We start from the raw sequence: 22,162 nt of genomic DNA on the forward strand, positions 1-22,162 counted from the left end.
AATGAGCAAAAAACTGAAAGCGGCGATTATCGGGCCGGGCAACATCGGCACCGACTTGCTGATGAAAATGTGCCGCTCCGAGTGGATCGAACCGGTGTGGATGGTCGGCGTCGACCCGCAGTCCGAAGGCCTCAAGCGCGCTCGTGAGCTGGGGGTGAAGACCACCGCCGACGGCCTGGACGGATTATTGCCACATGTCCTCGACGACGATATCCGCATCGCCTTCGATGCCACCTCGGCCTATGTGCATGCGCATAACAGCCGCAAGCTCAACGAGTTGGGGGTGATCATGGTCGACCTCACGCCGGCGGCCATCGGCCCGTTCTGCGTGCCGCCGGTCAACCTCAAGCAGCACGCAGCGAGCCTGGCGATGAACCTCAACATGGTCACCTGCGGCGGCCAGGCGACCATCCCCATGGTCGCGGCGGTGTCGCGCATCCAGTCGGTGGCCTATGGCGAGATCGTCGCCACGGTGTCGTCCGGCTCGGTGGGCCCGGGCACCCGGCAGAACATCGACGAGTTCACCCGCACTACTGCAGGTGCGGTTGAGCAGATCGGCGGTGCCCGGCGCGGCAAGGCGATCATCGTCATCAACCCGGCCGAACCGCCGCTGATGATGCGCGACACCATCCACTGCCTGACCGACGAAGAGCCCGACCGCGAGGCCATTCGCGCCTCGGTGTTGAGCATGGTCAAGGAGGTGCAGCGCTACGTGCCCGGCTACACGCTGATCAACGGGCCGATTTTCGATGGCCGCAAGGTGTCGATCTTCATCGAGGTCGAAGGCCTCGGCGACTTCCTGCCCAAGTCTGCCGGCAACCTCGACATCATGACCGCTGCCGGTTTGCGCACCGCCGAGATGTTTGCCGAAGAAGCCCACAAGGGCACCCTGCAACTGCCCGTCCGTTGAGTGGAGAACTGCCATGAATCTGCAAGGTAAAAGCGTCCGTCTGCACGACATGAGCCTGCGCGACGGGATGCACGCCAAGCGTCACCAGATCAGCCTGGAACAGATGATCGCAGTGGCCAGCGGCCTGGATGGCGCCGGCGTGCCGCTGATTGAAATCACCCATGGCGATGGCCTGGGTGGCGCTTCGCTGAACTACGGCTTTGCCGCCCACAGCGATGAGGAATACTTCGCCGCGGTAATTCCCACCCTCAAGCAGGCCAAGGTATCGGCCTTGCTGCTGCCGGGGATCGGCACCCTCGATCACCTGAAAATGGCCCATGAGCATGGCGTCTCGACCATCCGCGTGGCCACCCACTGCACCGAGGCGGATGTTTCCGGCCAGCACATCGGCATGGCGGCGAAGATGGGCCTGGATACCGTCGGCTTTCTGATGATGGCGCACAGGGTCAGCGCGCAAAAGCTGCTGGAACAGGCGCGGCTGATGGAAAGCTACGGCGCCAACTGCATCTACTGCACCGATTCGGCGGGCTACATGCTGCCGACTGAAGTCAGCGAGAAGATTGGCGTATTGCGGGCAGGTTTAAGCGCCAGCACCGAAGTCGGTTTTCATGGCCATCACAACCTGGGCATGGCGATTGCCAACTCGCTGGCGGCCATCGAGGCTGGCGCCGTGCGCATCGATGGCTCGGTGGCCGGGTTGGGGGCGGGGGCGGGCAACACGCCGCTGGAAGTGTTCGTCGCCGTGCTGGAGCGCATGGGCGTGAGCAGTGGTGTTGACCTGTACCGGATCATGGACGTCGCCGAGGACCTGGTGGTGCCGATGATGGACCATCCGATCCGTCTTGACCGCGATGCCCTGACCCTGGGCTATGCCGGGGTGTACAGCTCGTTCCTGCTGTTTGCCAAGCGTGCCGAGCTCAAGTACGGCATTGCTGCCCGCGACCTGCTGGTGGAGCTGGGGCGGCGCGGCACGGTGGGCGGTCAGGAAGACATGATCGAAGACCTGGCCCTGACAATGTCGCGGGCGCGAGGGGTGATGCCGACCTGAGATGCGCGCTGGCTTCATCGCGGGTCAAGCCCGCTCCCACAGGTCCCGCACAATTCTGTGGGAGCGGGCTTGACCCGCGATCGAGTGCAGCGGCCTCATCGCGGTTGAGCCAGCGCTCCCATGGCCATGAACAACGCGGCAATGGCCCGGGCCTCATGCAACTCGCCACTGGCTACCCGTGCCGGGATCTGCGCCAGCGGCACCTTGATGCATTCCAGCGGCTCCGGCTCGTCACCTTGCAGAGCACAGGGGCTCAGGTCCTGGGCCAGCACCACCCGATAACGATGACACAAATGCCCGGGCGCCAAGGTCAGTTCGCCCAGCTCGGTCAGCCGCGCCGCCCTCAGGCCGACTTCTTCGCACAGCTCACGCTGGGCCGCCTGCAGGTAGCTTTCATGCGCCTCGGCACCGCCCTTGGGCAGGCCGAGGATGGTGCCCTCTACGCCCACCGCGTACTCGCGCACCAGCAGCACGTGCTCGGGGTCGGGCATCGCCACCAGCATCACCGAGCGGTAGCCGGTGCCGCGCAAGCGTTCGTAGATGCGCCGCTGGCCGTTGCTGAACTGCAGGTGCAGGGCTTCGATCTGGAAATGGCTGCTTTGGGCCAGCAGTTCGGTCTTGAGGATGGTCGGACAGTTGCGCATGTGCAGGCCCCTGGCGGCGGGTGGATACCTGCACTGTGCGCTGTGCCCGGCAACCCGCCATCGTCCAAGCGGACGAGGGCGGGTGCTTCAGCCGAGGGTCGCCACGCTGCGCAAGATCAAGCGCACGAGCATGGTCTGGCGGGTCACGCCGGTCTTGGAAAAGGTCGAACGCAGGTGCGCCCGCGAAGTGTTGCGGCTGATGCCCAGTTCCTCCGAGGCTTCGTCCAGGGTCAGGCCGTTGGCCAGCAGCATCGCCAACTGGGTTTCGGCCGGGGTGAAATCGAACAGCGCCCGGACGATCTCCTGCGGCGCCGAGGATTGCTGCTCGGGGTCGCTGATGAAGATCACCACGGTCGGGCATTGCTTGCCTTCGCTCCAGGTCGACAGCGGCACCGAGCGCACGATGATGCCAAGGTCGGCGCGCCCGGACGGGCGTTGTACGCGCATGGCCTCGACCACCGAGGGGTTGCTGCTTTTTTGCGACAGCAGTGATTGCTTGACCAGGCGGCGGAACTCCTGGGTGTCGCGCGCGGTGCCGACCTGCAAGCCGTCGTTGACCAGCTTGATGCCGTCCTTTTCCTGGATCAGCCGCTCGGCAACCTGGTTGGTCTGCAGCACCTTGCCGGTTTCGTCGAGGATGATGGTGCCCACCGCCATCTGGTCGACGGCGCCGGCGTAGAGGTTGCGTTCGGTCTCGATGCGGTTGAGCTGCATGTGCAGTTTGATCGAGCGCTCCAGGTGCGGGATGAAGCGCGCCAGCAGGGTTTTTTCCTGGTCGCCGAAGGCCTGCTCATCGCGCCCGCGGCTGATGCGGATGCGGCATTGGGCGCCGTCGCCGGTATTGATGTCGGCCCCGAGGATATGGAACACGTCCACGGGCTCAAGGAAGTTCTTGTAGAACTCCGATTGCAGCAGCTCGTCGTTGGAGACGTAGCTGGCGAGGGTCACCACTTCGCGGTTGGGCAGGTCGACGAACGGGTCGAGGGCGAAGAAGTGCTTGTTGTACGAGGCGGTGGTTTCGCTCGAACTGCCGGTGGTGTTGACCATCAGGCCGTCAACGTGGGCGCTGGGCGGGCGCAGGATGAAGGTGACGTATTTGCTCTGTAGCTGCAGGTTGAGCTGGTTGAGGAAGGTGACCCAGGGAATGTTCTCCATCGGCCCTTGATAGAGGTGACCGAGCAAGTCGCTGAATGACTCGAGGGTGAGGCACGGCTGCATAGGGAACTACCATTTTTTATTATTAGCGTTGGCGATGGCAGAGAATAGTCGGCGTTAACGCGTGCACGCAACGCTCCGTACACGCATCCGGACAGGCGTAGCGCACGCCTGTCCAAAGCGCTCGGCAAGGTTCAGGCGCGCTCGCCGTCAAGCACCACGAAACGCTTGCTGTCGGCGGTTTCGGCAGGCAGCAGGTCGACGTCGGTATAGAACTGCTCATACCAGCGCCGCAGCTGGTACACCGGGCCGTCGCCGTCGCACAGCAGCGGGTTGTCGACCCGGGTCTTGCTGTGCCAGATCGCCACGTCTTCGTAGAAAGCCGCCTGGGCCTGCTGCACGTAGGCCTTGGCCATGGCCTGGTTCTGCTCCTCGCTCAGGCCGGGGATCTTTTTCACCAGCACGCCGTAGCGCAGGGTGAAGCTGTTGAGGTCGATCGGCACATGGCAGTTGAGCAGGATCGAATGGATCGGCTGGCCGTTCATCGCCCCGGTCATTTCGGTGATCTGGTAGGCCGGGCCGAAGTAGGTGGCCACCGTGCTCAGCTCGCTGTCGCCAGACAGCCGTTCGCTGCGCGCACGCATGACCTGGGTGGCCAGGTGGCCTGCGAAGACGTTGCTGAACTCGGCTACCGGCGCGCCGTGCACGGTGCCGAAGTGGGCCATGTCGGCGACGTTGTCGATCAGCTCGCGGCAGTTGGTGTCGATCTGCAGTTCGGCCACTTCCCAGGCGGCCCACTGGTCACTGAAGCAGGCGTCGATGCGCGGGATCGCCTGCTCGGCAATCGGCGGGTTGCCTTGCGGGTCGTTCCAGACGAACAGCAGCTGGTTTTCTTCCATGATCGGCCAGCGCTTGACCTTGGCCCGCGGTGGAATGCGCTTGGCGTAGGGAATGTCGTCGCACACGCCATCGGCGCCCCAGCGCCAGCTGTGGAACGGGCAGCGGATCGAGTTGCCTTCGATGCAGCCGGTGCTCAGGTCGGCGCCCATGTGCGGGCAAAAGCCGTCGAGAATGTTCAGCTGGCCGTCTTCACCCTGGAACGCCACCAGGCGGGTGCCAAACACGTCCAGGCGGTGGGCCTTGCCGTCGCGGTAGTGCGCGGCCAGGCCCAGGCAGTGCCAACCACGGGCGTAACGGTCTTCCAGCAGCTTGGCTTCAATGCGGTGCAGGGTGCTCATCTTATTGTTCTCCGGGGTATCACGGGGTGTGCTGTGCGAGTGATTCTGCCGCCCCTGTACCAGCAGGCATCGTCTGAACGGACGATGGCCGGCCGTGGGCTGACGGCTCTACTGGCGCAATCAAGCCAGCAGCAGGAGAACGCAATGAGCAACGAGCAGGGGCGGGTGGCGGTGATTACCGGCGCCGCCAGCGGGATCGGCCGGGGCCTGGCCGAGCATGCGGCAGGGCTGGGCATGCAGCTGATACTGGCCGATGTCGATGGCCCGGGTTTGCAGGCGCTGAGCGCGCAACTGCAAGGCCAGGGCGTGCAGGCCATTGCCCAGCTGACCGACGTCAGCGATGTGGCCCAGGTCGAGCGCCTGCGCGATGTCGCCCTGGCGCATTTTCAGCGGGTCGACCTGCTGTTCAACAATGCCGGGGTGATGCAGACCGGCTACAGCTGGCAGATCAGCCACGAGCAGTGGCAGCGCATGCTCGCCATCAACCTGCAAGGGGTGATCAATGGCATCCGCAGCTTTGTGCCGCTGATGCTCGAGCAGGGCCACCCGGCCCAGGTGATCAACACCGCGTCGCTCGCCGGCTTGCTCAGCAGCCCGTTGATGGCGCCCTACAACGTCACCAAGCAGGCGGTGGTGGCGTTATCCGAAACCCTCAAATACGAGCTGGACATGCTCGGCGCGCAGGTCTCGGTGGCGGTGCTCTGCCCGGGGCCGGTGGCCAGTGACATCATGGCCTCCAACCAGGCCCGCGAGCAGGCCGACGCCACTTTCAGCGCCGTGCTCGACGAGCACATTCGCCAGGGCATGACGCCCCGCGAGCTGGCCGCCCAGGTATTCGCCGCGCTGGCCGAGCGGCGCTTCTGGATCTTCCCGCACAAAGACTTCAAGCCCGCCCTGGAGCTGCGCCTGCGCAGCATCCTGGAAGAAACCAACCCGCAGTTCCAAATGATCGCCGAAGGAGACGCCCATGCCGCTCGATAAACAGATCGCCGCCGTGCTCGAACAGTTCAGCGCCCAGGGGGAGCCCGACTACCACCGGCTCGATGCCGTGCAGTATCGGCAATATGCCGACCACCTGTTGCCGCCGATCCCTGGCGCGCAGATGGCCGAAGTGCGCGACCTGCGCGTGGCGGGCGCCGCTGGCGAGCTGGATGCCCGCCTGTACCGGCCGCTGGCGCAAGACAACCTGGCGCTGCTGGTGTTCTTCCACGGCGGCGGCTTTGTCATCGGCACCCTCGATACTCATGACCATCTGTGCCGGGCACTGGCCAGCGCCACTGGCGCGGTGGTGGTGTCGGTGGCCTACCGGCTGGCACCGGAGGCGCGCTTTCCGGCGGCGCCGCTCGATTGCTATGCCGCCACCTGCTGGCTGGTCGAACATGCCGCCAGCCTGGGCGTCGACGGCAGCCGCCTGGCCGTGGCCGGCGACAGCGCCGGTGCCAACCTGGCGATCGCCGTCAGCCGCCTGGCCGCAGAGCGCCAGGGCCCGCAGATTCGCTACCAGTGCCTGTTCTACCCGGTCACCGATGGCCGCTGCGACACCCCGTCGTACCAGGTGTATGGCGAAGGGTATCTGTTGTCGCGGGCGATGATGGCCTGGTTCTGGCGCAGCTACCTGCAACAGCCCGAGCAGGTCGAGGAGCCACTGGCCTCGCCGCTGCTCGCCGAGTCACTGGAGGGTTTACCCGCCACCACCCTGATCACCGCCGAGTACGACCCATTGCGCGACGAAGGCGAAGCCTTTGCCCAACGTTTGCAACAAGCAGGTGTGGCCACCCGCCTGGAGCGTTGCCAGGGCATGGTGCATGGCTTTATCAGCATGAGCGCGTTTGTTGAGGGCGCTGCCTTGGCCCTGGCCGGGGCCGCGGCCGACCTGCGCCGGGCGCTGGGCTGAATGGCGGCGGCCTAGTCCGTTTGGACGACGCAGGTTGTCGCAGCAGTTTCTAGTCTGGAGCGCACAACGTCTTTTCCTCACCTGTGGTGGAATGGCCATGAAAACAACAAGAACAATTTGCCTTGCCTTGACCGTCTGCGCCTTTGGCGCTGTCTACAGCGCCTTGCTGACCCGCCCGCTGCCGGCGCCGGTGACCATGGCCTATTACTGCCAGCCCAGCTTCCAGCCGTGTTACATCCCGGTGCCGAGCGTCGCCAGGCTGATGCCCTAGGCCTTGTTGCCCAGGGCCAGCAGCGCCCGCTCGCGGCTCAGAGGCTGGAGGACCCCGGGCGAGCCGCTGATGTGCACGTACAGGTAGTGCTGGCCTTGGTCATCGCGCAGTATCCGGTGCACCTGGGTCGTCTCCGGGTGATACTGGCGCTGGGTGCGGTCGAGCAGCACTTCGTGGTGATCGATGTGCAGGCGGCGCAGCGCCGCTTCGAACTCGCTGTCGACGGCCTCGCGCAGCTTGCGCATGCGGCGTATCGACAGATAGCCAAGGCCGAAGGTCAGCGCGAAGAAGAACAGCGCCTGTAACAGTGATTTGTAGTGCTCCATCCTGGATTTGATCAACTCTTGATTCGTGGAGTGAGCGGCGCTTGCTTGACCTGACAGTGGAGCACAATGGCTATCCCTGCCAGTGTTTGTCGCACAGTACTCGCGTTTGACGTCGAATACTGTTGCCTCAGTCCAGGTCCTGCGCCGAATGCCGCTCGGGCACCTGGCTGGCTTCATCGCCCCAGGTGCGGTTGACCCGCAGGCCGCGGACGACCGCCGGGCGCTCGGCAATGGCTTGCGCCCAGCGTTGCACGTGGGTGTAGTCCTGCACGCTGAGGAACTCGCCCGCCGAATACAGCCTGCCCAGCGCCAGTTGGCCGTACCAGGACCAGACGGCGATATCGGCGATGGTGTAGCTGTCGCCGGCCAGGTATTGGCTTTGCGCCAGACGCTGGTCGAGCACATCCAGTTGGCGCTTGGTTTCCATGCTGAAGCGGTTGATCGGGTATTCGAATTTTTCTGGCGCGTAGGCATAGAAGTGGCCGAAGCCGCCGCCCAGGTAGGGCGCTGCGCCCATCTGCCAGAACAGCCAGTTGAGGGTTTCGGTTCGACCCGCTGGGTCGCGGGGCAGGAACTCGGCGAATTTTTCTGCAAGGTAGAGCAGGATCGAACCCGACTCGAACACCCGCACCGGCGGTTGCACGCTGCGGTCGAGCAGGGCGGGGATCTTCGAGTTGGGGTTGATCTCGACGAAGCCGCTGGAGAACTGCTCACCCTCGCTGATGCGAATCAGCCAGGCGTCGTACTCGGCGCTGGCATGCCCGAGGGCCAGCAGCTCTTCGAGGAGGATGGTGACCTTGACGCCATTGGGCGTGGCCAGGGAGTACAGTTGCAGCGGCTGCTTGCCCAGCGGCAGGGCCTTGTCGTGGGTCGGGCCGGCCACCGGGCGGTTGATGTTGGCGAACTCGCCGCCCGACGGTGCGTCGTGCTGCCAGACCCGAGGCGGGACATAGGGTGCCTTGCTCATGCGATGAACCTCCTGGTGTGCTCGAGGGGCTCATGTTCGGGCCTGGTATGAGAGGTTGTCAAACAGGCCTGCAAGCAACTGCCCGATCATGGTGTCGGGCACCGCTTTGCCCTGCCGGCATTGCGCCGGCAGGGCAAATACTGCGTAGATTAACGTTTGCCTAGTGCAACTTTCGAATCACCGGAGAATTTATCCACCTGCCCTTGAATATGTGTCGAAACCTTGCTGTCAAAGCCAAACTCGACCTTGCAACCTTGAAGGAATGCCAGTTGTTTTTGGTACAGCGTGGAAATACCGGCAAGGTCACCATCTTTACGTTTTAATGCTTCGATCTTGGCAACGACTTGCACGGTTTTTTCTTCAATGTAGTCTGCGGTCTCCATGTATTGGCGAATATCGATCTGTTTTGAAACGAAGTTGTCATAGTTGAGTTTTGCCGCGGTGTTCAGCGCGTTTAGGGTCAACTCGTATTGCGCAACCAATGTTCTTTCGGCTTGCTCGGAGAACTCGTCGAGTGAATAGTTGACGTTGTAGCAATAGCGGTAGCAGCTCATGATTTTGTTATTGAAGAAACTTCGCTCCTGAGACACATTGCAGGCAACCGATGCAAAAATTCTCAAGCCTTGGCCGAGCGGTACGCTACTTTTTGCAGTGCTCACCTGAATCTTGCTTGAGTGGCCGAACGAGTTGATCAGGCCCGACAGCAGGTTAAGGCAGTTGGCGGCGATCATCAGCCGAGTGTCTTCGGTCAAACCACCGCTGGCGTTGGTTTTGGTTGCATCAGGCGAGGCCGTGGTACCTTCCGGCAGACCGGTGATGGTGCCGGTGACCGTGCCGACGACTGCATTGGTGATCTGATCGATTATTTTCTTCAGATTCTCAAGGCTCCAGGTGTCTGAAAGCTGGAAATCTGAATTCGCCCCGGTGACGTAGGAAGAATACTTCCAGGTGCGTTGGCTGTTTGTATAAAATTGAATCTGGTCTGCCTGTAATTCGGATTCAGCATTTTTCTGTTGGGTGATCAAGTCCCTGGAGATCTGCTCAAGCCGTTCACGGTTCTTTTTCTCTTCTTCCAACAGTTTATTGACACTATTGCTTCTGCCCATTTTCGCTCATCCTTGTCGTGGGGTTTAATGCCAAGGCTCAATGACATCAAATTGCCAGTCCCTGGCGAAGAGAACAATAGCGCTTTTTATTGGTTTGTAAAGGTCAGGTCTGATGATAATTGATCAGATTGGAACTTGGCGTTTATAACGGTGTTTCTTATCGCCGATTAAGCTAAGTCGTTTGCTCGGGGCTAATCAGTCGCCGGCCTGTTCTTGCTGACGCAATGAATTCCGCCGCCGCCCGCGGCAATCGGGTCGATGTTGACCTGCTCGATGGTCCGCCCCGGGTACAACTTGGCCAGCAACTGCTTGCAGTACTGGTCAGCTTTCGGGTCGCCAAACTGCGGGGCAATCACCGCGCCATTGATCGGCAGGTAGTTGATGTAACCGGCGGCAAACTCCGGGTTGACGCGGGTAAAGCGGTTGCTGCGCAATTTGCCCGGTGGCGGCAGCAGGTGCACGGTAAAGCGGCGGCCGTCGGCGTCGGTGGCCTGCTTGAGGATTTCCAGGTGCTTGCGGGTGACCCGGTAATCGTAGGAGTCCGGGTCGTTGTCGAGGTTGGCGATCACCACCCCCGGCTCGACGAAGCGCGCGTAGAAGTCGACGTGGGCATCGGTGATGTCCTGGTCCTTGATGCCCGGCAGCCAGATGATCTTGCGCAGGCCAAGGTTGGCTTTAAGCTCGGCCTCGACATCGCTGCGGCTCCAGTCGGGGTTGCGGTTGGCATTGACCCAGCAGCTTTCGGTGATGATTGCCGTGCCGTGGCCGTCCACTTCGATGCCGCCGCCTTCGCCAGTCAGCTCGCTTTGCAGGTAGGGCACGTTCAGGGTTTCGCTCAGCGTTGCCGCCACGCGGCTGTCGTTGCGGTGGCGTTGCTTGTTGCCCCAGCCGTTGAAGTTGAAGTCCATCAGCGCGCTGTTGCCTTCGTCGTCGATGACGAAGCAGCCGCCGTAATCGCGGATCCAGATGTCGTCCAGCGCCATGGGCAGAAACTCGATGTTGTCGCTGCCACATTGCTCGCGCGCATCGGCCAGGTCTTCGGGGCGGCAGAGTACGCTGACCGGCTGGTAGCGGGCGATGGTCCGGGCCAGTTGTGCGATGCAGCTGTTGACCGCGTCCGCCTGGTCTTCCCAGACATTTTCGGCGGCGGCAAACGCCAGGAAGATCCGCCGCTGGGCCTGGTCCTCTTCGGGCATGAACCAGCGCTGGTCAGCGGCCATGGCCAGGCGCAACGGGCCCAGGCCCAGGCCGGCAATGCCGGCGGCGACTGACAGATGCTTGAGAAAAGTACGACGGGGTGTCATCGGTGTGGCTCTCGTAGTGACGGCTCAATGGGCCGAGGAAGTCTTGAGGGTGGTCCAGGTACGCATGCGCGCGCGCATGTCTTTCTGGGTAATGTCCTTGCCCGGGATCAGCCGCGCGTAGGTATCGTCGCTGACGTAAATGTCCGGGTTGTCACGCATCTGCGGCTCGACCAGCGGCCGTGCCTTGGCGCTGGAGGTGGGGTAGCCGGTGAACGAACTGATGGCGGCCATCTGCTGCGGCTGCATGACGAAGTTGATAAAAGCGTAGGCGTATTCCGGGTGGGCGGCATCGGCGGGAACGGCCATGCTGTCCATCCAGATGGTCGTGCCTTCCACCGGGATGTGGTAGCGGAACTCGACCTTTTTACCGGCGGCATCGGCGGTGCGCTGGGCCTGGATCATGTCGCCGCTGTAACCGAGGGAAATGCAGGTGTCACCATTGACCAGCTGGGTCACCGGCTGCGACTGGAACTTGCGGATGTACGGCTTGATCGCCCCGAGCATCTGCCGGGCGGCGAGCAAATCATCGGCCTTGCCGCTGCGTGGGTCCTTGCCCAGGTAGTGCAGCACCACCGCCAGCACTTCGTCGGGCGAGTCGATCATCGAGATGCCGCAGTCGGCCAGCAGCGCGGCGTTTTCTGGCTTGAACAGCAGGTCGAGGCTGTTGACCGGGGCATTGGCGATGCGCTGCTCGATGGCCGCGCGGTTGTAGGTCAGGCCGATGCTGCCCCAGGTGTAGGGCACGGTTCTCTCGCGCGAGTTGGGGTAGCGCTGGTGCAGGCGCTGCAGGCCGGGCTCGATGTCTGCCAGGTGTTCGAGTTTGGCCGGGTCGAGCTTTTGCAGGGCGCCGGCGCGGGCCAGGCGTTCGGCCACGGTGTCGCCGGGGAAAATCAGGTCGTAGCCGCTGTTGCCCGAGAGCAGCTTGGCCTCCAGGGTTTCGCTGCTGTCCATGACGTCATAAATGACCTTGATGCCGGTCTGGGCGGTGAAATCCTTGAGGGTGTCTTCGGCAAAGTAATCGGCCCAGTTGTACAGGCGCAGCACTTTGTCTTCGGCGTTGGCCAGGCTGCAGCCCAGGGCCAGGGAAAGGGCGATCAGGGTTTTCAGGCTGTTCATGCGCCATGCCTCCAGGTGCTGTGTGGGTGACGGCCGTCCAGGCTCAACAGGGTGGCGTACATTTCCGGGCGGCGGTCGCGGTAGATGCCCCAGGTCAGGCGCTCTTCGCGCATGTGCGCCAGGTCCAGCTCGGCCAGCAGCATGCAAGGGCTGTCGCGATCGGCTTCGGCCAGCAGGCGGCCCTTGTGGTCGGTGATGAACGACGATCCATAAAAACGCATGTGCAGCTCGGCATCGCTGCGCGCCACTTCAACGCCGGTGCGGTTGGCGGTGATCACCGGGAGGATGTTGGCGGCGGCGTGGCCGCGCTGGGTCAGTTGCCAATGGTCGCGCGAATCCAGCGCCGCAGCGCCGGGCTCGGAGCCGATGGCGGTGGGAAACAAGAGGATTTCTGCACCTTGCAAGGCCAGGCAGCGGGCGGTCTCGGGGAACCACTGGTCCCAGCAGATGCCCACGCCCAGGCGCCCGACGGCGGTGTCCCAGACCTTGAAACCGGTATCGCCGGGGCTGAAGTATTCCTTTTCCTGGTAGCCGATGGCGTTGGGGATGTGGGTCTTGCGGTAGACGCCGAGCAAGCGCCCGTCGGCATCGGCGACGGTCAGCGAATTGAAGTAGGCATTGCCGGCCTGCTCGAACCAGCTCAGCGGCAATACCACGTTCAGTTCCGCCGCCAGGGCGGCAAAGCGCTGCAACAGTGGGCTGTTTTCATAAGGTTGCGCCAGGGCTAGGTGCTCGTGGCATTGCTCGATGCAGAAGTAGGGCGTGGCGAACAACTCGGGCAGCAGGATCAGCCTGGCCCCGGCCGCCGCCGCCTCGCGCACCAGCCGCTCGGCGTTATCGAGGTTGTCTTCAAGGTTCCAGCTGCAGGCCAGCTGCAGGCTGGCGACACTCAGCGCGCTCATGGCTTGGCTCCTTTCAGGGGCCAGGCCGGTTGCTGTTGGGTGATGCAATGCACGCCGCCACCGCCATGGGCCAGCTGGTTGATTTGCACCGGTACCACGCTGCGGCCGGGGAAGGCCTGCTGCAGGGTGGCGGCGGCCTGCTGGTCGGCGTCGATACCGTAGGCGGGCATGATCACCGCGTCGTTGCACAGGTAGAAGTTGGTGTAGGAGGCGCAGAACACTTCGGCATCGGTGTCGACCGCAGCGCAGGCTTCGTACAGGTCGATCAGCTCGAAACTGCGGCCACGGGCGTCGGTCGCCAGTTCCAGGGCGCGGCGGTTCTCCTTCGCCACCTGGGCGTAGACCGAGGTTTTATCGTCGGTGGCATCGACCAGCAGTACGCCCGGCCGGGCGAACGCGCAGACGCCGTCGACGTGGCCATCGGTCATGTCGCCAGTGACGTAGTCCGGGTCGCCCGGCAGCCAGATGACCTTGTTCACCCCCAGCAGGCGCACAAAGATTTCCTCCATGTCCTGCTTGCCCAGGCCCGGGTTGCGGTTGGGGTTGAGCAGGACCGATTCGGTGGTGATCAGCGTGCCGTCGCCATCGACATGAATGGCACCGCCTTCGTTGGCCAGAAAACTGCCGAAGCATGGCAGGCCCAGGCCATTGAGCACGCGTCGGGCCAGGCCTTCATCGAGGTCGTGGGCCGACTTGCCGCCCCAGGCATTGAAGCGCCAGCTGACCCCGGCCAGGCCTTGCTGCGGGTGGCAGATGAAGCTTGGGCCGGAGTCGCGGCACCAGCTGTCGTTGACGGCGATTTCGATCAGCTCGATGTTGGCCCCGCACAACGCCCGGGCCTGGCTGACGGCGCTGGGGTCGACGACCATTTTCACCGGCTCGAAGCGGGCGATGGCGTTGGCGACCCGGGCGAAATCCACCTGCACCGCCGCCAGGGTGACGCCCCAGGTCGACTCCCACAGGGCCTGGTTGTGCGGCCAGACCATCCAGGTGGCAGCGTGGCGAGCCCATTCGGCGGGCATGAACCAGCCGTTGTTGTTGGCGCTGTCGTTGTGCATTGCAATACCCTTCAGTTAAGTAATTGTTTTCAGCAAGGTTGCCGGGGTGTCCATGCTATAACTGGGGTCTGAACCTGAACAAACGATGGATTTTGCCGATATATGATTAGCTGGGCTTATCAATCATGCTGAAACACTGGCCACCTCTGAACACGCTGCGCGGTTTTGAAGCGGCGGCGCGCCTGGGCAGTTTTCACAAGGCTGCCGAAGAGCTGCACCTGACCCAATCGGCGATCAGCCAGCAGATCCGCAGCCTGGAAAACTACCTGGAGCAACCGCTGTTCTTTCGCGAAGGGCGCAGCGTGTCGCTCACCGATGCCGGCCACGACCTGCTCAGCACCACCCAGGTGATGCTGCAGCAACTGACCGTTGGCATCCGTCGCCTGGAGCAGTACCGCAAGCCCAACCAACTGGTGGTCAACACCACGCCGGCATTCGCCCGGCACTGGCTGGTGCCGCACCTGGGCGACTTTCATCGGCTGCACCCGGAGGTGGACCTGTGGCTGTTCACCAGCGATGAAATCCCCGACATGACCACCCAGACCATCGACATTGCCGTGCGCGACGACATCAGCGCCCAGGCCGATTGCAGCTTTCGGGTGTTGTTGCAGGACCGGTTGTACCCGGCCTGTCACCCACGCCTGTTGGACCTTGACATGGCGCAGCGGACCACCCTGCACGGCGAGCGGGAAATGGACTGGAGCTACTGGCACACCCAGGGTGGCGAGGCTGTGGGGCAGCAGCTGCAGGGCCTGAATTTTTCCGACCCCGGGCAGTTGCTTGACGCTGCCAGCCAGGGCTTGGGCATTGCCCTGGTGAGTGGCTTGCTGGCCGGGCAGGCGCGTGCGCAAGGCAACCTGGTAGCGCTGACCGAGCAGACTGTGCGCGGGCCCAAGTGGGCGTGGCTGGTGCACCGTAACAGTGAAGGGGAGGCCTTGACTGTGAGCTTTTGCCAGTGGCTTGAGCAGTGCCTGGCAGAGGGCTCAGGGCTTAATGGTGACCCAGCGCCAGCGCGCTGATGATGCAGACCGAGCCGTCGCTGGCCGGCGTGTCGTCACTGTAATCAACCTGGTTGTAGACGCCGCCGTGGAAGTTGAAGGTGCGGCTGTTCCAGCTGGCATCCATCTGCAATGGTCCGCTGCTGGCGGTGCTGCCCTTGCAGGTGGCAGCGAGGGTCACCACGCCTTTGGCGGTGACATCGAGAATGATCTCGAACGCGGTGCCCAGCGGCACATTGGCCAGCAGGGTGACGCTGGCCGGGGCGCTCTGGTTGTAGCTTCGGCGAAAGCCATAGGTGAGCTTGCCCTTGTTCCAGAACACCTTGACCACCGGGCTGTCGTCGTCTTTGACGTGCAGTTGCGAGATCACCACCTTCTGCGCCGCGTTGACCTTGCTCAGGGTCATGCTCTGGTGGTTGTGGTGTTTGCTGGCGCTGGCGAGCGACCAGTAGGTCGGTTCTTTCCATTCGCAGCGGGTGCGGTGGGTGCTTTTGCTCGACGCGCCCTTGGTTGGGGCGGTGAAGCGGACCGAGCCGTCGTCGAGCCTGGCGATGATTTTCGGCAGTTGCGCCAGGGCCTGGGCGCCGGTCAGTTCCAGGGCGGTGGGGTCGCTGGTGGACTTGGGTACCGGGGTGGTGATTGTTAGGCGGTCAATGTTGACGCTCATGGGTTTCTCCTTCGGTTTTCGGTGTGGGCCCTCTCTTAAATGAATGTGGGCTTGAGCTAATATTTAGCTGCAAGCTAAAATTTCGTCAATAGCTAAACTGCGCTCGGCTTCGAGCCCCATCGCGGATCAAGTCGAGACCCGCGATGAGGCCGGCGCAGTCTAGAGAAACCAGCGATACTCCCGCGCACTTACTTCATGCATGAACGCCAGGTGGTCCTGCCTCTTGTTCTCGCAATAGACCATGACGAACTCACTGCCCAACCGCTCATTGACCACCGGGTGATGACGCATGGCCGCCACCGCCGCGAGCATGTCCTTGGGAAAGTCGATGCCGCTGCTGCGGTCTTCGTTGAGCGGCGCAATCGGCTCTTTGCCGGCCTCCAAACCGTGTTCCATGCCACTTAAAATCGCTGCCAGCACCAGGTATGGGTTGGCGTCGGCGCCGGCCAGACGGTGTTCGATGCGCAGGTTGCGTGGGTCCGATTCGGGGATGCGGATGCACGCGTCGCGGTCTTCAAAGCCCCAGCTGGCGCGGCTGGCAGCGTTGACCATGGCGCCGTAGCGGCGCATCGCGTTGTGGTTGGCGGCAAAGATCGGCATGCACTGCGGCAGCAACTCCAGGCAGCCAGCCACGGCATGGCGCAGCGGGCGCTGGTTGTCGGCAGCCAGCAGGTTGTTGCCCTGCTGGTCGTAGAGGCTGACATGCACGTGCATGCCGCTGCCCGGCGCGTCGAGGTAGGGCTTGCTCATGAAGCTGGCGCGCATGCCGTGCTTGAGCGCCACGCCACGGGTGCTGCGGGCGAACAGGGCGGCCCAGTCGGCGGCGCGCAGGCCGTCGTCGCAGTGGCCGAAGTTGATCTCGAACTGCCCAGGGCCCAGTTCTGCGGTAATGACGTTGGCGTCCACGCCTTGCTCGTTGGCGGCCTCGACCATGTCCCGCAGCACGTCGGAGTAGCGCGACAGGCGCTCGATGTGCATGTTCGGCTGGTCATCGGCATCGCCGCTGAACGGGTCGCGGGGGAACTGCGGAAGGCCGTCTTTGAGCGCGCGGTCGAACAGGTAGAACTCAAGCTCAAAGGCCACCACCGGGCGAATGCCGCGCCGTTCCAGGCGTTGCAGCACCCGCGCCAGCACTTCTCGGGGCTCGAACTCGATCGGCGCGGCGGTGCCGTCAGAGCTGATCAGCATCTGCCCCAGCGGCTGGTTCTCCCAGCGCACCGGCTTGAGGGTGCCGGGGATCAGCCGCCGTGGCGCGTCCGGGTCGCCGTCGTTGAAGCAGTAGTCGCCGATCGGGTGCAGGCCGCCCTGAACACCGAGCAGCACGCAGTTCTGCGGCAGTTTCAGGGCGCTGCCGGCGGCGACTTTTTCGAGCATGTCGATCGGGTAGCGCTTGCCATAAAAGTGCCCGGGGATGTCCAGGCTGATCAGGTCGACATAACGCACCTGAGGATGCTCGGCGCGAAATGCGCGTACTTCACTAAGCAGATCAGGGCAGTCTTTTATTGTTGTCATCACGTGCGATCCTGCGCTTGGTTTCAACGGAATACCCAGAGCACCCGGGTACTGTGTTCGGTCAGGTTGGCGTAGCGGAACTGGCTGTGCGCCGGCAACTGGAAGCTGTCGTTGGCCTGCAGGGTGACCGGCTCTGGGGCGTCATCGAGCCACAGGCTCAACTCGCCTTCAAGGACAAACCCGCCTTGCTCGGAGCTGTCGTCCAGGTGCCCGTCACCGCTGCTGGCGCCGGGCGCCAGGTGGCTTTCGAGCATCGAGAAACCGCCGTTGAGCTTGGGCGAGACCAGCACGTCGGTGACTCCGGCGGCGTAGTACAGGGTGCGCCGTTCGCCGGGGCGGGTGACCCAGTCGACTTGCCGCGGCTTGCTCAGGTTGTAGAAGTAGGTCGTCGGCACGCACAGGGTTTCGCTGATGGCGGTGAGGTCGGCCACGGTCGGGCGCGACAGGCCGCGCTCGACCTGGGACAGAAAGCCCACCGAGCGGTCGATGCGTTCGGCCAGCTCGCCGAGGGTCAGGTTGCGGTGCTTGCGCAGGTCGCGGATGAGGATCGCCAGGCTTTCGATTTCTTCCTGCATGTCCATAAAGGGGCTCTCTCAAATAGTGTCGCGCAGGCGGTACCAGGCTTTGCCGGCAGCTTCCAGCGGCGCGGCGAGCAGGTCGCCACCGGGGAAACGGCCGTTGTCGATGGCCTGGTACAACGCCAGCAAATCGTGGTTGCCAAGGATCGCATCACTCACCGCGCGGGCGCCGGCCAGGGTCGGCAGCACGCCATGCCCGGAGAAGCCCTGCAGCCAGTAGCGCTGGCCCTGACGGCCGATGTCCGGGGTGCGGCGCAGGCTGCAATCGATATGCCCGCCCCAGGCGTAGTCGATCGCCACGCCCTGTAGCTGCGGGAAGGCCCGTTCCAGCACCGGGCGGGTGGCGGCGGCAACGTCCTTGGGGATACCGCCCAGGTAGGTACAGCCGCCGCCGAACAGCAGGCGCTGGTCCGGGGTCAGGCGGAAGTAGTCGGGGACGAACTGGTTGTCGATCACGCAGCTGTTGCGCGGCAGCAGCGAACGGGCCAGGGCCGGGTCCAGGGGCGCGGTGGCCACCTGATAGGAGCCCACCGGCAGCAGGCGCTGCGACAGTGGTCGGTCAAGCTGGTCGATGTAGGCGTTGCAGGCCAGCACCAGCACGTCGCTGCGGATTTCGCCTTTTTCAGTGCGGGCGACAAAGCCTGCCGGGGTATCGCGGTAGCTGAGCACCCGGCTTTGCTCGAAGATCCGCCCGCCGGCCGCTTCGATGGCGCTGGCCAGGCCCTGGGCCAGTTTCAGCGGGTTGAGGTGGGCGCCTTCGGCATCGTACAGCGCGGCCTGGTAGCGCGGGCTGCCGATCCATTCGGGCAATTCGTCGCGCTCGATCACCCGCAACGGGTCATAGCCCCATTTAGTTTCGGCTTCGTGCCTGGCCTCGTGGAGCATGGCCACCCGTCGCGGTAGCACCGCCGCCCACAGGCTGCCACGCTGGTAATCGACGGCAAAACCGTGGCGCTCGGGCAATTCACGCAGCTCGCTGGCGGCCCAGCGCATGCTGTCCCACAGGCGCCGTGCGCGTTCCTGGCCAAGGGCCTTTTCCAGCGGCGCCATGTCGCACGACCACCCCAGCAACGCCTGCCCGCCGTTGCGCCCGGACGCCGCCCAGGCCACCCGGCTGGCTTCCACCAGGGTCACCCGCTTGCCGGCGAGCGCCAGGCGCAGGGCGGTGTGCAGGCCGCTGAAGCCGGCGCCAATGATCAGCACCTCGGTGTCCAGGCGTTCCTGCAGGGTAGGGCGCAGAGGGATGGCGGCGGGGTAGGTCTGGGCGTAATAGCTGGCGACATGCTGGGCGGATTGCTTGAACACGACGGACCTCATGAATTTTTATTGGTATTTTTTCATGAAAAACTACCAGATAAATTTCACGAGGCCAAGCGAGGCTCAGCGTTCAATGGCGCGCAGGCTCTAGACCGCAGGTTTGTGATGGTGCCGGTGGCTTGCGATCTCGTCAGCCAGGCGCGGGCTGTAGCTGCGCGTGGGGATACCGGTGAGGCGTTCGAACATCAGCGCGAACTTGACGTCCAGCGCCCGCTTGCCGGTCATATAGGCATTCAGGGTGGTGACGCTGACGCCCATCTCGGCGGCCATGCGCCGCTGCGACACCCGCTCTGCCTGGGGTTGCCCGGCCTTGAGTGCGGCAAATGCCCTGCGCATTGCCAGCAGCTCTTCTTCTTCCCACACCCACAGATTACCGCTCATGATTCGATCTCAGTCACACGGATTCGGTCGAGCAATCCGTTGCTGGAATCGCTACATCCTACTGCTGTTGTCTAGTGTCCATTAACCGACCAGGGCGGTCGGTTGTTTTGCCATCATACTCTTCGTGCGTTCCAAACTAGTAGCACCCGGCCATGAATGTGCAGTTTTTCCAGCGCCGCGCCTTCGATCAATACCGGCGGGTACAGCGGATTGTCGGCAATCATCCGCAAGGCGCCATCGGTCAGGCGTTGCAGGCGTTTGACGAACAAGTCGCCGTCGAGGCTGAACACGTAGATGGCGTCGCTGCGCACCTCGTGAATGCCACGGTCGACCAGCAGCGGGTCGCCGTCGTTGAAAGTGCCGGCCATGCTGTCGCCATCGCCGCTGATGATTGCCAGGTTGTGCGCGGCAGAAAAACTGATGCCCTGGCCGCGCAGCCAGTCCAGGTGCACGGTCAGGTCGCGGATTACTTCGACATGGGCCGGCGGCGTGTTGCCGTTGCCCATCGAGCCGCGGATGTCGAAGTGGGCGATGCTGACGAACTCGCCGCTGGCCGGTACACCAGCCTCGCCCTGTAGCACATCCATCCAGCCGGCAGGCAGGCGCTCGGCCTGCTCGATGCGCCGGGCCACTTCATCGCCGAGGTTTTTTTCTGTGCGCAGCGACAGGATCTGGCTCAGGTGCGCCGGGCTCATGCCCCAGCGCTCGGCACAGCTGGCCTTGCGCTGGGTGCCGAGCAACTGCAGCAGGTTGTGCTTGCGAATCGCGTAGATATCCATGGGGTGCAGAATGCCACTATTTAGCTCGATGCTAAAGAGGGGCCCGGCGGTACTCACGCGATTATTGCACCCGTACTACGCTTGCCGGTGCGCTCAACAGGCGCTGGCGCAGCAGGTCGTAGGCCCAGTTGTAGGCCATGGTGTAGGGCAGCATGAAGGCGAAGAAACCGATCTCCAGCAAGAACGCCTGCACCAGCGACACGTCGAGCATCAGCGCCGCGATCGGCACGCCGATCAGCACAAAGCCGGTTTCAAAGCCGCCGGCGTGCAGGGCACGGACCTTGACCGTACGCGCGACCTGGCTGACCGGCCAGAAGCGGTCGAAGGCCGCGTTGTAGAGCATGTTCCAGATCATCGCCACGGTCGACAGCATCACCGCCAGCGCGCCCATTTCCAGCATCGAGCGGTTCAGCAGCCAGGCGCCGATCGGCGCGCAGATCAGCACGGCGATCAGTTCGAAGCCGACGGCGTGGACGATGCGTTCAGCAAAGGATTTCTGGGAGGCTTGCAGTTTCATGACGTCACCTGAAGGTGTGTTTCGGTGAGGTCATCCTCATCGTTTTTTTGCTTATTTAAAAAATAGGTTCCATCGTAAAAAGCGATGGATTGCAGGTGCGGAAACCCAGCATAGCCAATCCTGACCCCTCGGTTGCTTGAGAAAATTCCTACAAATACCTGAGAACTTCCTTGCTCAGCATTCGGCTGTCTGCCTACAAAATGCCGTCTCCTGGCTCCATGGTAGTGGCAGACGAACGATGACCTCACTGCGTATTCTGGTTTTAGAGAAACATTCCGTTCAGCGCAGCGCGGTAGTTTCTGCGCTACAGCAACTGGGTGTCGGCGATATCGTCCAGGCCAGCAGTGGCGAGCAGGCACTGGCCTTGATGCACAGGCAGGGCGCAGTGGACGTAGCCCTGTGCGATCTTGCCCACAAAGGGATGGACTGCCTCGATTTCCTCAACTGCGCAAGCCAGCTCGCGTTGGTCCGGGCGGTGATTCTCTATTGTGATTTTCAACCGCAGTTGCGCCGGGCAATCGAGCAGATGACTAGGTTTTCCGGGCTTGAACTGCTGGGCACACTGAGTACGCCGATCCAGGCCAAAGCGCTGCAACAGATTCTGCAAGGCTACAAGCGCCAGCAACCGGCCACGAGCGTTGCGCCGCTGCCCAGCAGCACCTTGCCCAACGAAGAAGACATCCGTCGCGGGCTGGCGCTGGGCGAGTTCCGGGCCTTCTTTCAGCCCAAGTTCCACCTGGTGACTGGCCAGGTGGCCGGGGCAGAAGTGTTGGCACGTTGGCAACACCCTGCGAAGGGATCGCTGCTACCCCGGGATTTCCTCGCGGCGGTACTGGCTTACGACCTGATCGACGAAATGTGCAAACAGTTGCTGGAGCAGGGCCTAAGCCTGATGAGCATGTTGCAGCGGGAGGGGCGGCCGTTGGAAATGTCCTTCAACCTGCATGCTTCACAACTGGCCGACGCGAGCCTTATCGACCATATCCGCCAAGCGTTGCGCCGCCACGGGGTGGCGGCTGCAGACCTGACTTTCGAACTGGCGGAGAGCGGCTTGCTCGAGATGCCGCCCAGGACCCTGGAGAACCTGTTGCGTTTGCGGGTCATGGGCTGCGGCCTGTCGATTGATGATTTTGCGGTCAGTTACTCGTCGTTGAAGTTGCTCTGTCAGTTGCCGTTCACCGAGATCAAACTGGACGGTGAGTTTGTCTGCAGTCTTCAGGCGCCGCGCAGTAAAGCGGTGATTGCCAGCACCGTGGCGTTGGCCCGCGCGTTGAACATGGCACTGGTCATTGAAGGGGTAAGTAGTCAGCAAGAATGTCGTGCACTGATCGAGATGGGCTGTGAACTAGGGCAAGGTTTTTACTATGCCCAGCCAATGTCGTCGCATGAACTGCTGGCGTGGCTGCCCGCGCCATTCACTGCTGCACAGGACGACCTCTAGCCTGCGCCAACAGCGCTGAATTAAAGGCGTGCG

24 protein-coding genes are annotated in these 22,162 nt (G+C 63.1%); 7 read left to right on the plus strand and 17 right to left on the minus strand.

What is annotated here, in order from left to right; all coding sequences use genetic code 11:
- Window position 1 precedes the first annotated feature (1 nt).
- Together LOY54_RS10110 and dmpG are read left to right on the plus strand one after the other, a co-directional pair.
- A complete protein-coding gene (locus tag LOY54_RS10110) occupies window positions 2-910 on the plus strand; it encodes an acetaldehyde dehydrogenase (acetylating) (RefSeq protein ID WP_258610281.1) in 909 nt (302 codons plus the stop codon).
- Between the two features lie 13 nt (window positions 911-923).
- On the plus strand, window positions 924-1,958 hold the full coding sequence (gene dmpG / locus LOY54_RS10115) for a 4-hydroxy-2-oxovalerate aldolase (RefSeq protein ID WP_258610282.1): 1,035 nt from the start codon (window positions 924-926) through the stop codon (window positions 1,956-1,958).
- Between the two features lie 95 nt (window positions 1,959-2,053).
- On the opposite strand, the gene nudE is transcribed toward dmpG, so the two are convergent.
- From nudE to LOY54_RS10130, 3 genes are all read right to left on the minus strand, one after another.
- Window positions 2,054-2,602 carry an ADP compounds hydrolase NudE gene (gene nudE / locus LOY54_RS10120; protein ID WP_258610283.1) on the minus strand — a complete coding sequence of 183 codons (549 nt, stop codon included), beginning with the start codon at window positions 2,600-2,602 and terminating at the stop codon, window positions 2,054-2,056.
- An 87-nt stretch (window positions 2,603-2,689) separates the two neighbouring features.
- Window positions 2,690-3,820, minus strand: a complete 1,131-nt coding sequence (locus tag LOY54_RS10125) for a helix-turn-helix transcriptional regulator (RefSeq protein WP_258610284.1) — start codon at window positions 3,818-3,820, stop codon at window positions 2,690-2,692.
- Between the two features lie 131 nt (window positions 3,821-3,951).
- The gene (locus LOY54_RS10130) at window positions 3,952-4,995 is read right to left on the minus strand and encodes a Rieske 2Fe-2S domain-containing protein (RefSeq protein ID WP_258610285.1); all 1,044 of its coding nucleotides are present in this window, start codon (window positions 4,993-4,995) and stop codon (window positions 3,952-3,954) included.
- Window positions 4,996-5,139: 144 nt separating this feature from the next.
- On the opposite strand from LOY54_RS10130, the gene LOY54_RS10135 reads away from it, so the two are divergent.
- The 3 genes from LOY54_RS10135 to LOY54_RS10145 all read left to right on the plus strand — a co-directional run bounded on the left by LOY54_RS10135 (window position 5,140) and on the right by LOY54_RS10145 (window position 7,160).
- Window positions 5,140-5,976, plus strand: a complete 837-nt coding sequence (locus tag LOY54_RS10135; RefSeq protein WP_258610286.1) for an SDR family NAD(P)-dependent oxidoreductase — start codon at window positions 5,140-5,142, stop codon at window positions 5,974-5,976.
- Complete coding sequence (locus LOY54_RS10140) at window positions 5,963-6,889, plus strand: alpha/beta hydrolase (protein WP_258610287.1); 927 nt, start codon at window positions 5,963-5,965, stop codon at window positions 6,887-6,889. Before LOY54_RS10135 ends, LOY54_RS10140 begins: the two co-directional genes overlap by 14 nt.
- A gap of 97 nt (window positions 6,890-6,986) precedes the next feature.
- Window positions 6,987-7,160: a hypothetical protein gene (locus tag LOY54_RS10145; protein WP_176794279.1), complete on the plus strand. Its 174-nt coding sequence runs from the start codon at window positions 6,987-6,989 to the stop codon at window positions 7,158-7,160.
- Here LOY54_RS10145 and LOY54_RS10150 read toward each other — a convergent pair.
- From LOY54_RS10150 to LOY54_RS10180, 7 genes are all read right to left on the minus strand, one after another.
- Window positions 7,157-7,501, minus strand: coding sequence for a hypothetical protein (locus LOY54_RS10150; RefSeq protein WP_258610288.1), 345 nt, complete (start codon window positions 7,499-7,501; stop codon window positions 7,157-7,159). The genes LOY54_RS10145 and LOY54_RS10150 overlap by 4 nt on opposite strands.
- A 112-nt stretch (window positions 7,502-7,613) precedes the next feature.
- On the minus strand, window positions 7,614-8,453 hold the full coding sequence (gene yghU, locus LOY54_RS10155) for a glutathione-dependent disulfide-bond oxidoreductase (RefSeq protein WP_258610289.1): 840 nt from the start codon (window positions 8,451-8,453) through the stop codon (window positions 7,614-7,616).
- 149 nt (window positions 8,454-8,602) lie between these two features.
- Window positions 8,603-9,559 (minus strand): hypothetical protein, encoded by a 957-nt coding sequence (locus LOY54_RS10160; RefSeq protein ID WP_045201567.1) that lies wholly within the window; start codon window positions 9,557-9,559, stop codon window positions 8,603-8,605.
- Window positions 9,560-9,750: 191 nt separating this feature from the next.
- Entirely contained in the window at window positions 9,751-10,863 is a 1,113-nt protein-coding gene (locus LOY54_RS10165) for an agmatine/peptidylarginine deiminase (protein ID WP_258610290.1), read from the minus strand.
- 24 nt (window positions 10,864-10,887) lie between these two features.
- Entirely contained in the window at window positions 10,888-11,979 is a 1,092-nt protein-coding gene (locus LOY54_RS10170) for an extracellular solute-binding protein (RefSeq protein ID WP_258610291.1), read from the minus strand.
- A complete protein-coding gene (aguB, locus tag LOY54_RS10175) occupies window positions 11,976-12,881 on the minus strand; it encodes an N-carbamoylputrescine amidase (protein ID WP_213601802.1) in 906 nt (301 codons plus the stop codon). The genes LOY54_RS10170 and aguB overlap by 4 nt, the downstream gene beginning before the upstream one ends.
- Complete coding sequence (locus LOY54_RS10180) at window positions 12,878-13,939, minus strand: agmatine/peptidylarginine deiminase (protein WP_258610292.1); 1,062 nt, start codon at window positions 13,937-13,939, stop codon at window positions 12,878-12,880. The genes aguB and LOY54_RS10180 overlap by 4 nt, the downstream gene beginning before the upstream one ends.
- 125 nt (window positions 13,940-14,064) lie before the next feature.
- Here LOY54_RS10180 and LOY54_RS10185 point away from each other — a divergent pair, with 125 nt between their 5' ends.
- Complete coding sequence (locus LOY54_RS10185; RefSeq protein WP_258610293.1) at window positions 14,065-14,958, plus strand: LysR substrate-binding domain-containing protein; 894 nt, start codon at window positions 14,065-14,067, stop codon at window positions 14,956-14,958.
- On the opposite strand, the gene LOY54_RS10190 is transcribed toward LOY54_RS10185, so the two are convergent.
- The 7 genes from LOY54_RS10190 to LOY54_RS10220 all read right to left on the minus strand — a co-directional run bounded on the left by LOY54_RS10190 (window position 14,930) and on the right by LOY54_RS10220 (window position 20,688).
- Complete coding sequence (locus LOY54_RS10190; protein WP_045201555.1) at window positions 14,930-15,604, minus strand: polysaccharide lyase family 7 protein; 675 nt, start codon at window positions 15,602-15,604, stop codon at window positions 14,930-14,932. The two genes, LOY54_RS10185 and LOY54_RS10190, sit on opposite strands and share 29 nt — an antisense overlap.
- Before the next feature lie 159 nt (window positions 15,605-15,763).
- Window positions 15,764-17,116 (minus strand): glutamine synthetase family protein, encoded by a 1,353-nt coding sequence (locus LOY54_RS10195; RefSeq protein WP_258610294.1) that lies wholly within the window; start codon window positions 17,114-17,116, stop codon window positions 15,764-15,766.
- A 23-nt stretch (window positions 17,117-17,139) separates the two neighbouring features.
- Window positions 17,140-17,697 carry a helix-turn-helix domain-containing protein gene (locus LOY54_RS10200; RefSeq protein WP_045201551.1) on the minus strand — a complete coding sequence of 186 codons (558 nt, stop codon included), beginning with the start codon at window positions 17,695-17,697 and terminating at the stop codon, window positions 17,140-17,142.
- Window positions 17,698-17,709: 12 nt separating this feature from the next.
- On the minus strand, window positions 17,710-18,999 hold the full coding sequence (locus tag LOY54_RS10205) for an FAD-binding oxidoreductase (protein ID WP_258610295.1): 1,290 nt from the start codon (window positions 18,997-18,999) through the stop codon (window positions 17,710-17,712).
- A gap of 99 nt (window positions 19,000-19,098) precedes the next feature.
- Window positions 19,099-19,392 (minus strand): helix-turn-helix transcriptional regulator, encoded by a 294-nt coding sequence (locus LOY54_RS10210; protein ID WP_045201548.1) that lies wholly within the window; start codon window positions 19,390-19,392, stop codon window positions 19,099-19,101.
- Between the two features lie 113 nt (window positions 19,393-19,505).
- Complete coding sequence (locus tag LOY54_RS10215; RefSeq protein WP_045201546.1) at window positions 19,506-20,171, minus strand: S24 family peptidase; 666 nt, start codon at window positions 20,169-20,171, stop codon at window positions 19,506-19,508.
- A 61-nt stretch (window positions 20,172-20,232) separates the two neighbouring features.
- Complete coding sequence (locus tag LOY54_RS10220) at window positions 20,233-20,688, minus strand: multidrug/biocide efflux PACE transporter (RefSeq protein WP_258610296.1); 456 nt, start codon at window positions 20,686-20,688, stop codon at window positions 20,233-20,235.
- A 136-nt stretch (window positions 20,689-20,824) separates the two neighbouring features.
- On the opposite strand from LOY54_RS10220, the gene LOY54_RS10225 reads away from it, so the two are divergent.
- Window positions 20,825-22,129 carry an EAL domain-containing protein gene (locus LOY54_RS10225; protein WP_258610297.1) on the plus strand — a complete coding sequence of 435 codons (1,305 nt, stop codon included), beginning with the start codon at window positions 20,825-20,827 and terminating at the stop codon, window positions 22,127-22,129.
- Window positions 22,130-22,162 lie beyond the last annotated feature (33 nt).

The sequence above is a fragment of the Pseudomonas sp. B21-032 genome (assembly GCF_024748965.1).
Taxonomy (GTDB): Bacteria; Pseudomonadota; Gammaproteobacteria; order Pseudomonadales; family Pseudomonadaceae; genus Aquipseudomonas.

Bases quoted from the DNA above. Each gene is read 5' to 3' on its own strand.
- LOY54_RS10145 (WP_176794279.1), top strand. From the start codon at position 6,987: ATGAAAACAACAAGAACAATTTGCCTTGCCTTGACCGTCTGCGCCTTT.
- LOY54_RS10165 (WP_258610290.1), bottom strand. From the start codon at position 10,863: ATGACACCCCGTCGTACTTTTCTCAAGCATCTGTCAGTCGCCGCCGGC.
- nudE (WP_258610283.1), bottom strand. From the start codon at position 2,602: ATGCGCAACTGTCCGACCATCCTCAAGACCGAACTGCTGGCCCAAAGC.
- dmpG (WP_258610282.1), top strand. From the start codon at position 924: ATGAATCTGCAAGGTAAAAGCGTCCGTCTGCACGACATGAGCCTGCGC.
- LOY54_RS10210 (WP_045201548.1), bottom strand. From the start codon at position 19,392: ATGAGCGGTAATCTGTGGGTGTGGGAAGAAGAAGAGCTGCTGGCAATG.
- LOY54_RS10135 (WP_258610286.1), top strand. From the start codon at position 5,140: ATGAGCAACGAGCAGGGGCGGGTGGCGGTGATTACCGGCGCCGCCAGC.
- LOY54_RS10195 (WP_258610294.1), bottom strand. From the start codon at position 17,116: ATGACAACAATAAAAGACTGCCCTGATCTGCTTAGTGAAGTACGCGCA.
- LOY54_RS10185 (WP_258610293.1), top strand. From the start codon at position 14,065: ATGCTGAAACACTGGCCACCTCTGAACACGCTGCGCGGTTTTGAAGCG.
- LOY54_RS10190 (WP_045201555.1), bottom strand. From the start codon at position 15,604: ATGAGCGTCAACATTGACCGCCTAACAATCACCACCCCGGTACCCAAG.
- LOY54_RS10215 (WP_045201546.1), bottom strand. From the start codon at position 20,171: ATGGATATCTACGCGATTCGCAAGCACAACCTGCTGCAGTTGCTCGGC.
- LOY54_RS10220 (WP_258610296.1), bottom strand. From the start codon at position 20,688: ATGAAACTGCAAGCCTCCCAGAAATCCTTTGCTGAACGCATCGTCCAC.
- LOY54_RS10125 (WP_258610284.1), bottom strand. From the start codon at position 3,820: ATGCAGCCGTGCCTCACCCTCGAGTCATTCAGCGACTTGCTCGGTCAC.
- LOY54_RS10200 (WP_045201551.1), bottom strand. From the start codon at position 17,697: ATGGACATGCAGGAAGAAATCGAAAGCCTGGCGATCCTCATCCGCGAC.
- LOY54_RS10160 (WP_045201567.1), bottom strand. From the start codon at position 9,559: ATGGGCAGAAGCAATAGTGTCAATAAACTGTTGGAAGAAGAGAAAAAG.
- LOY54_RS10110 (WP_258610281.1), top strand. From the start codon at position 2: ATGAGCAAAAAACTGAAAGCGGCGATTATCGGGCCGGGCAACATCGGC.
- aguB (WP_213601802.1), bottom strand. From the start codon at position 12,881: ATGAGCGCGCTGAGTGTCGCCAGCCTGCAGCTGGCCTGCAGCTGGAAC.
- LOY54_RS10130 (WP_258610285.1), bottom strand. From the start codon at position 4,995: ATGAGCACCCTGCACCGCATTGAAGCCAAGCTGCTGGAAGACCGTTAC.
- LOY54_RS10180 (WP_258610292.1), bottom strand. From the start codon at position 13,939: ATGCACAACGACAGCGCCAACAACAACGGCTGGTTCATGCCCGCCGAA.
- LOY54_RS10140 (WP_258610287.1), top strand. From the start codon at position 5,963: ATGCCGCTCGATAAACAGATCGCCGCCGTGCTCGAACAGTTCAGCGCC.
- yghU (WP_258610289.1), bottom strand. From the start codon at position 8,453: ATGAGCAAGGCACCCTATGTCCCGCCTCGGGTCTGGCAGCACGACGCA.
- LOY54_RS10170 (WP_258610291.1), bottom strand. From the start codon at position 11,979: ATGAACAGCCTGAAAACCCTGATCGCCCTTTCCCTGGCCCTGGGCTGC.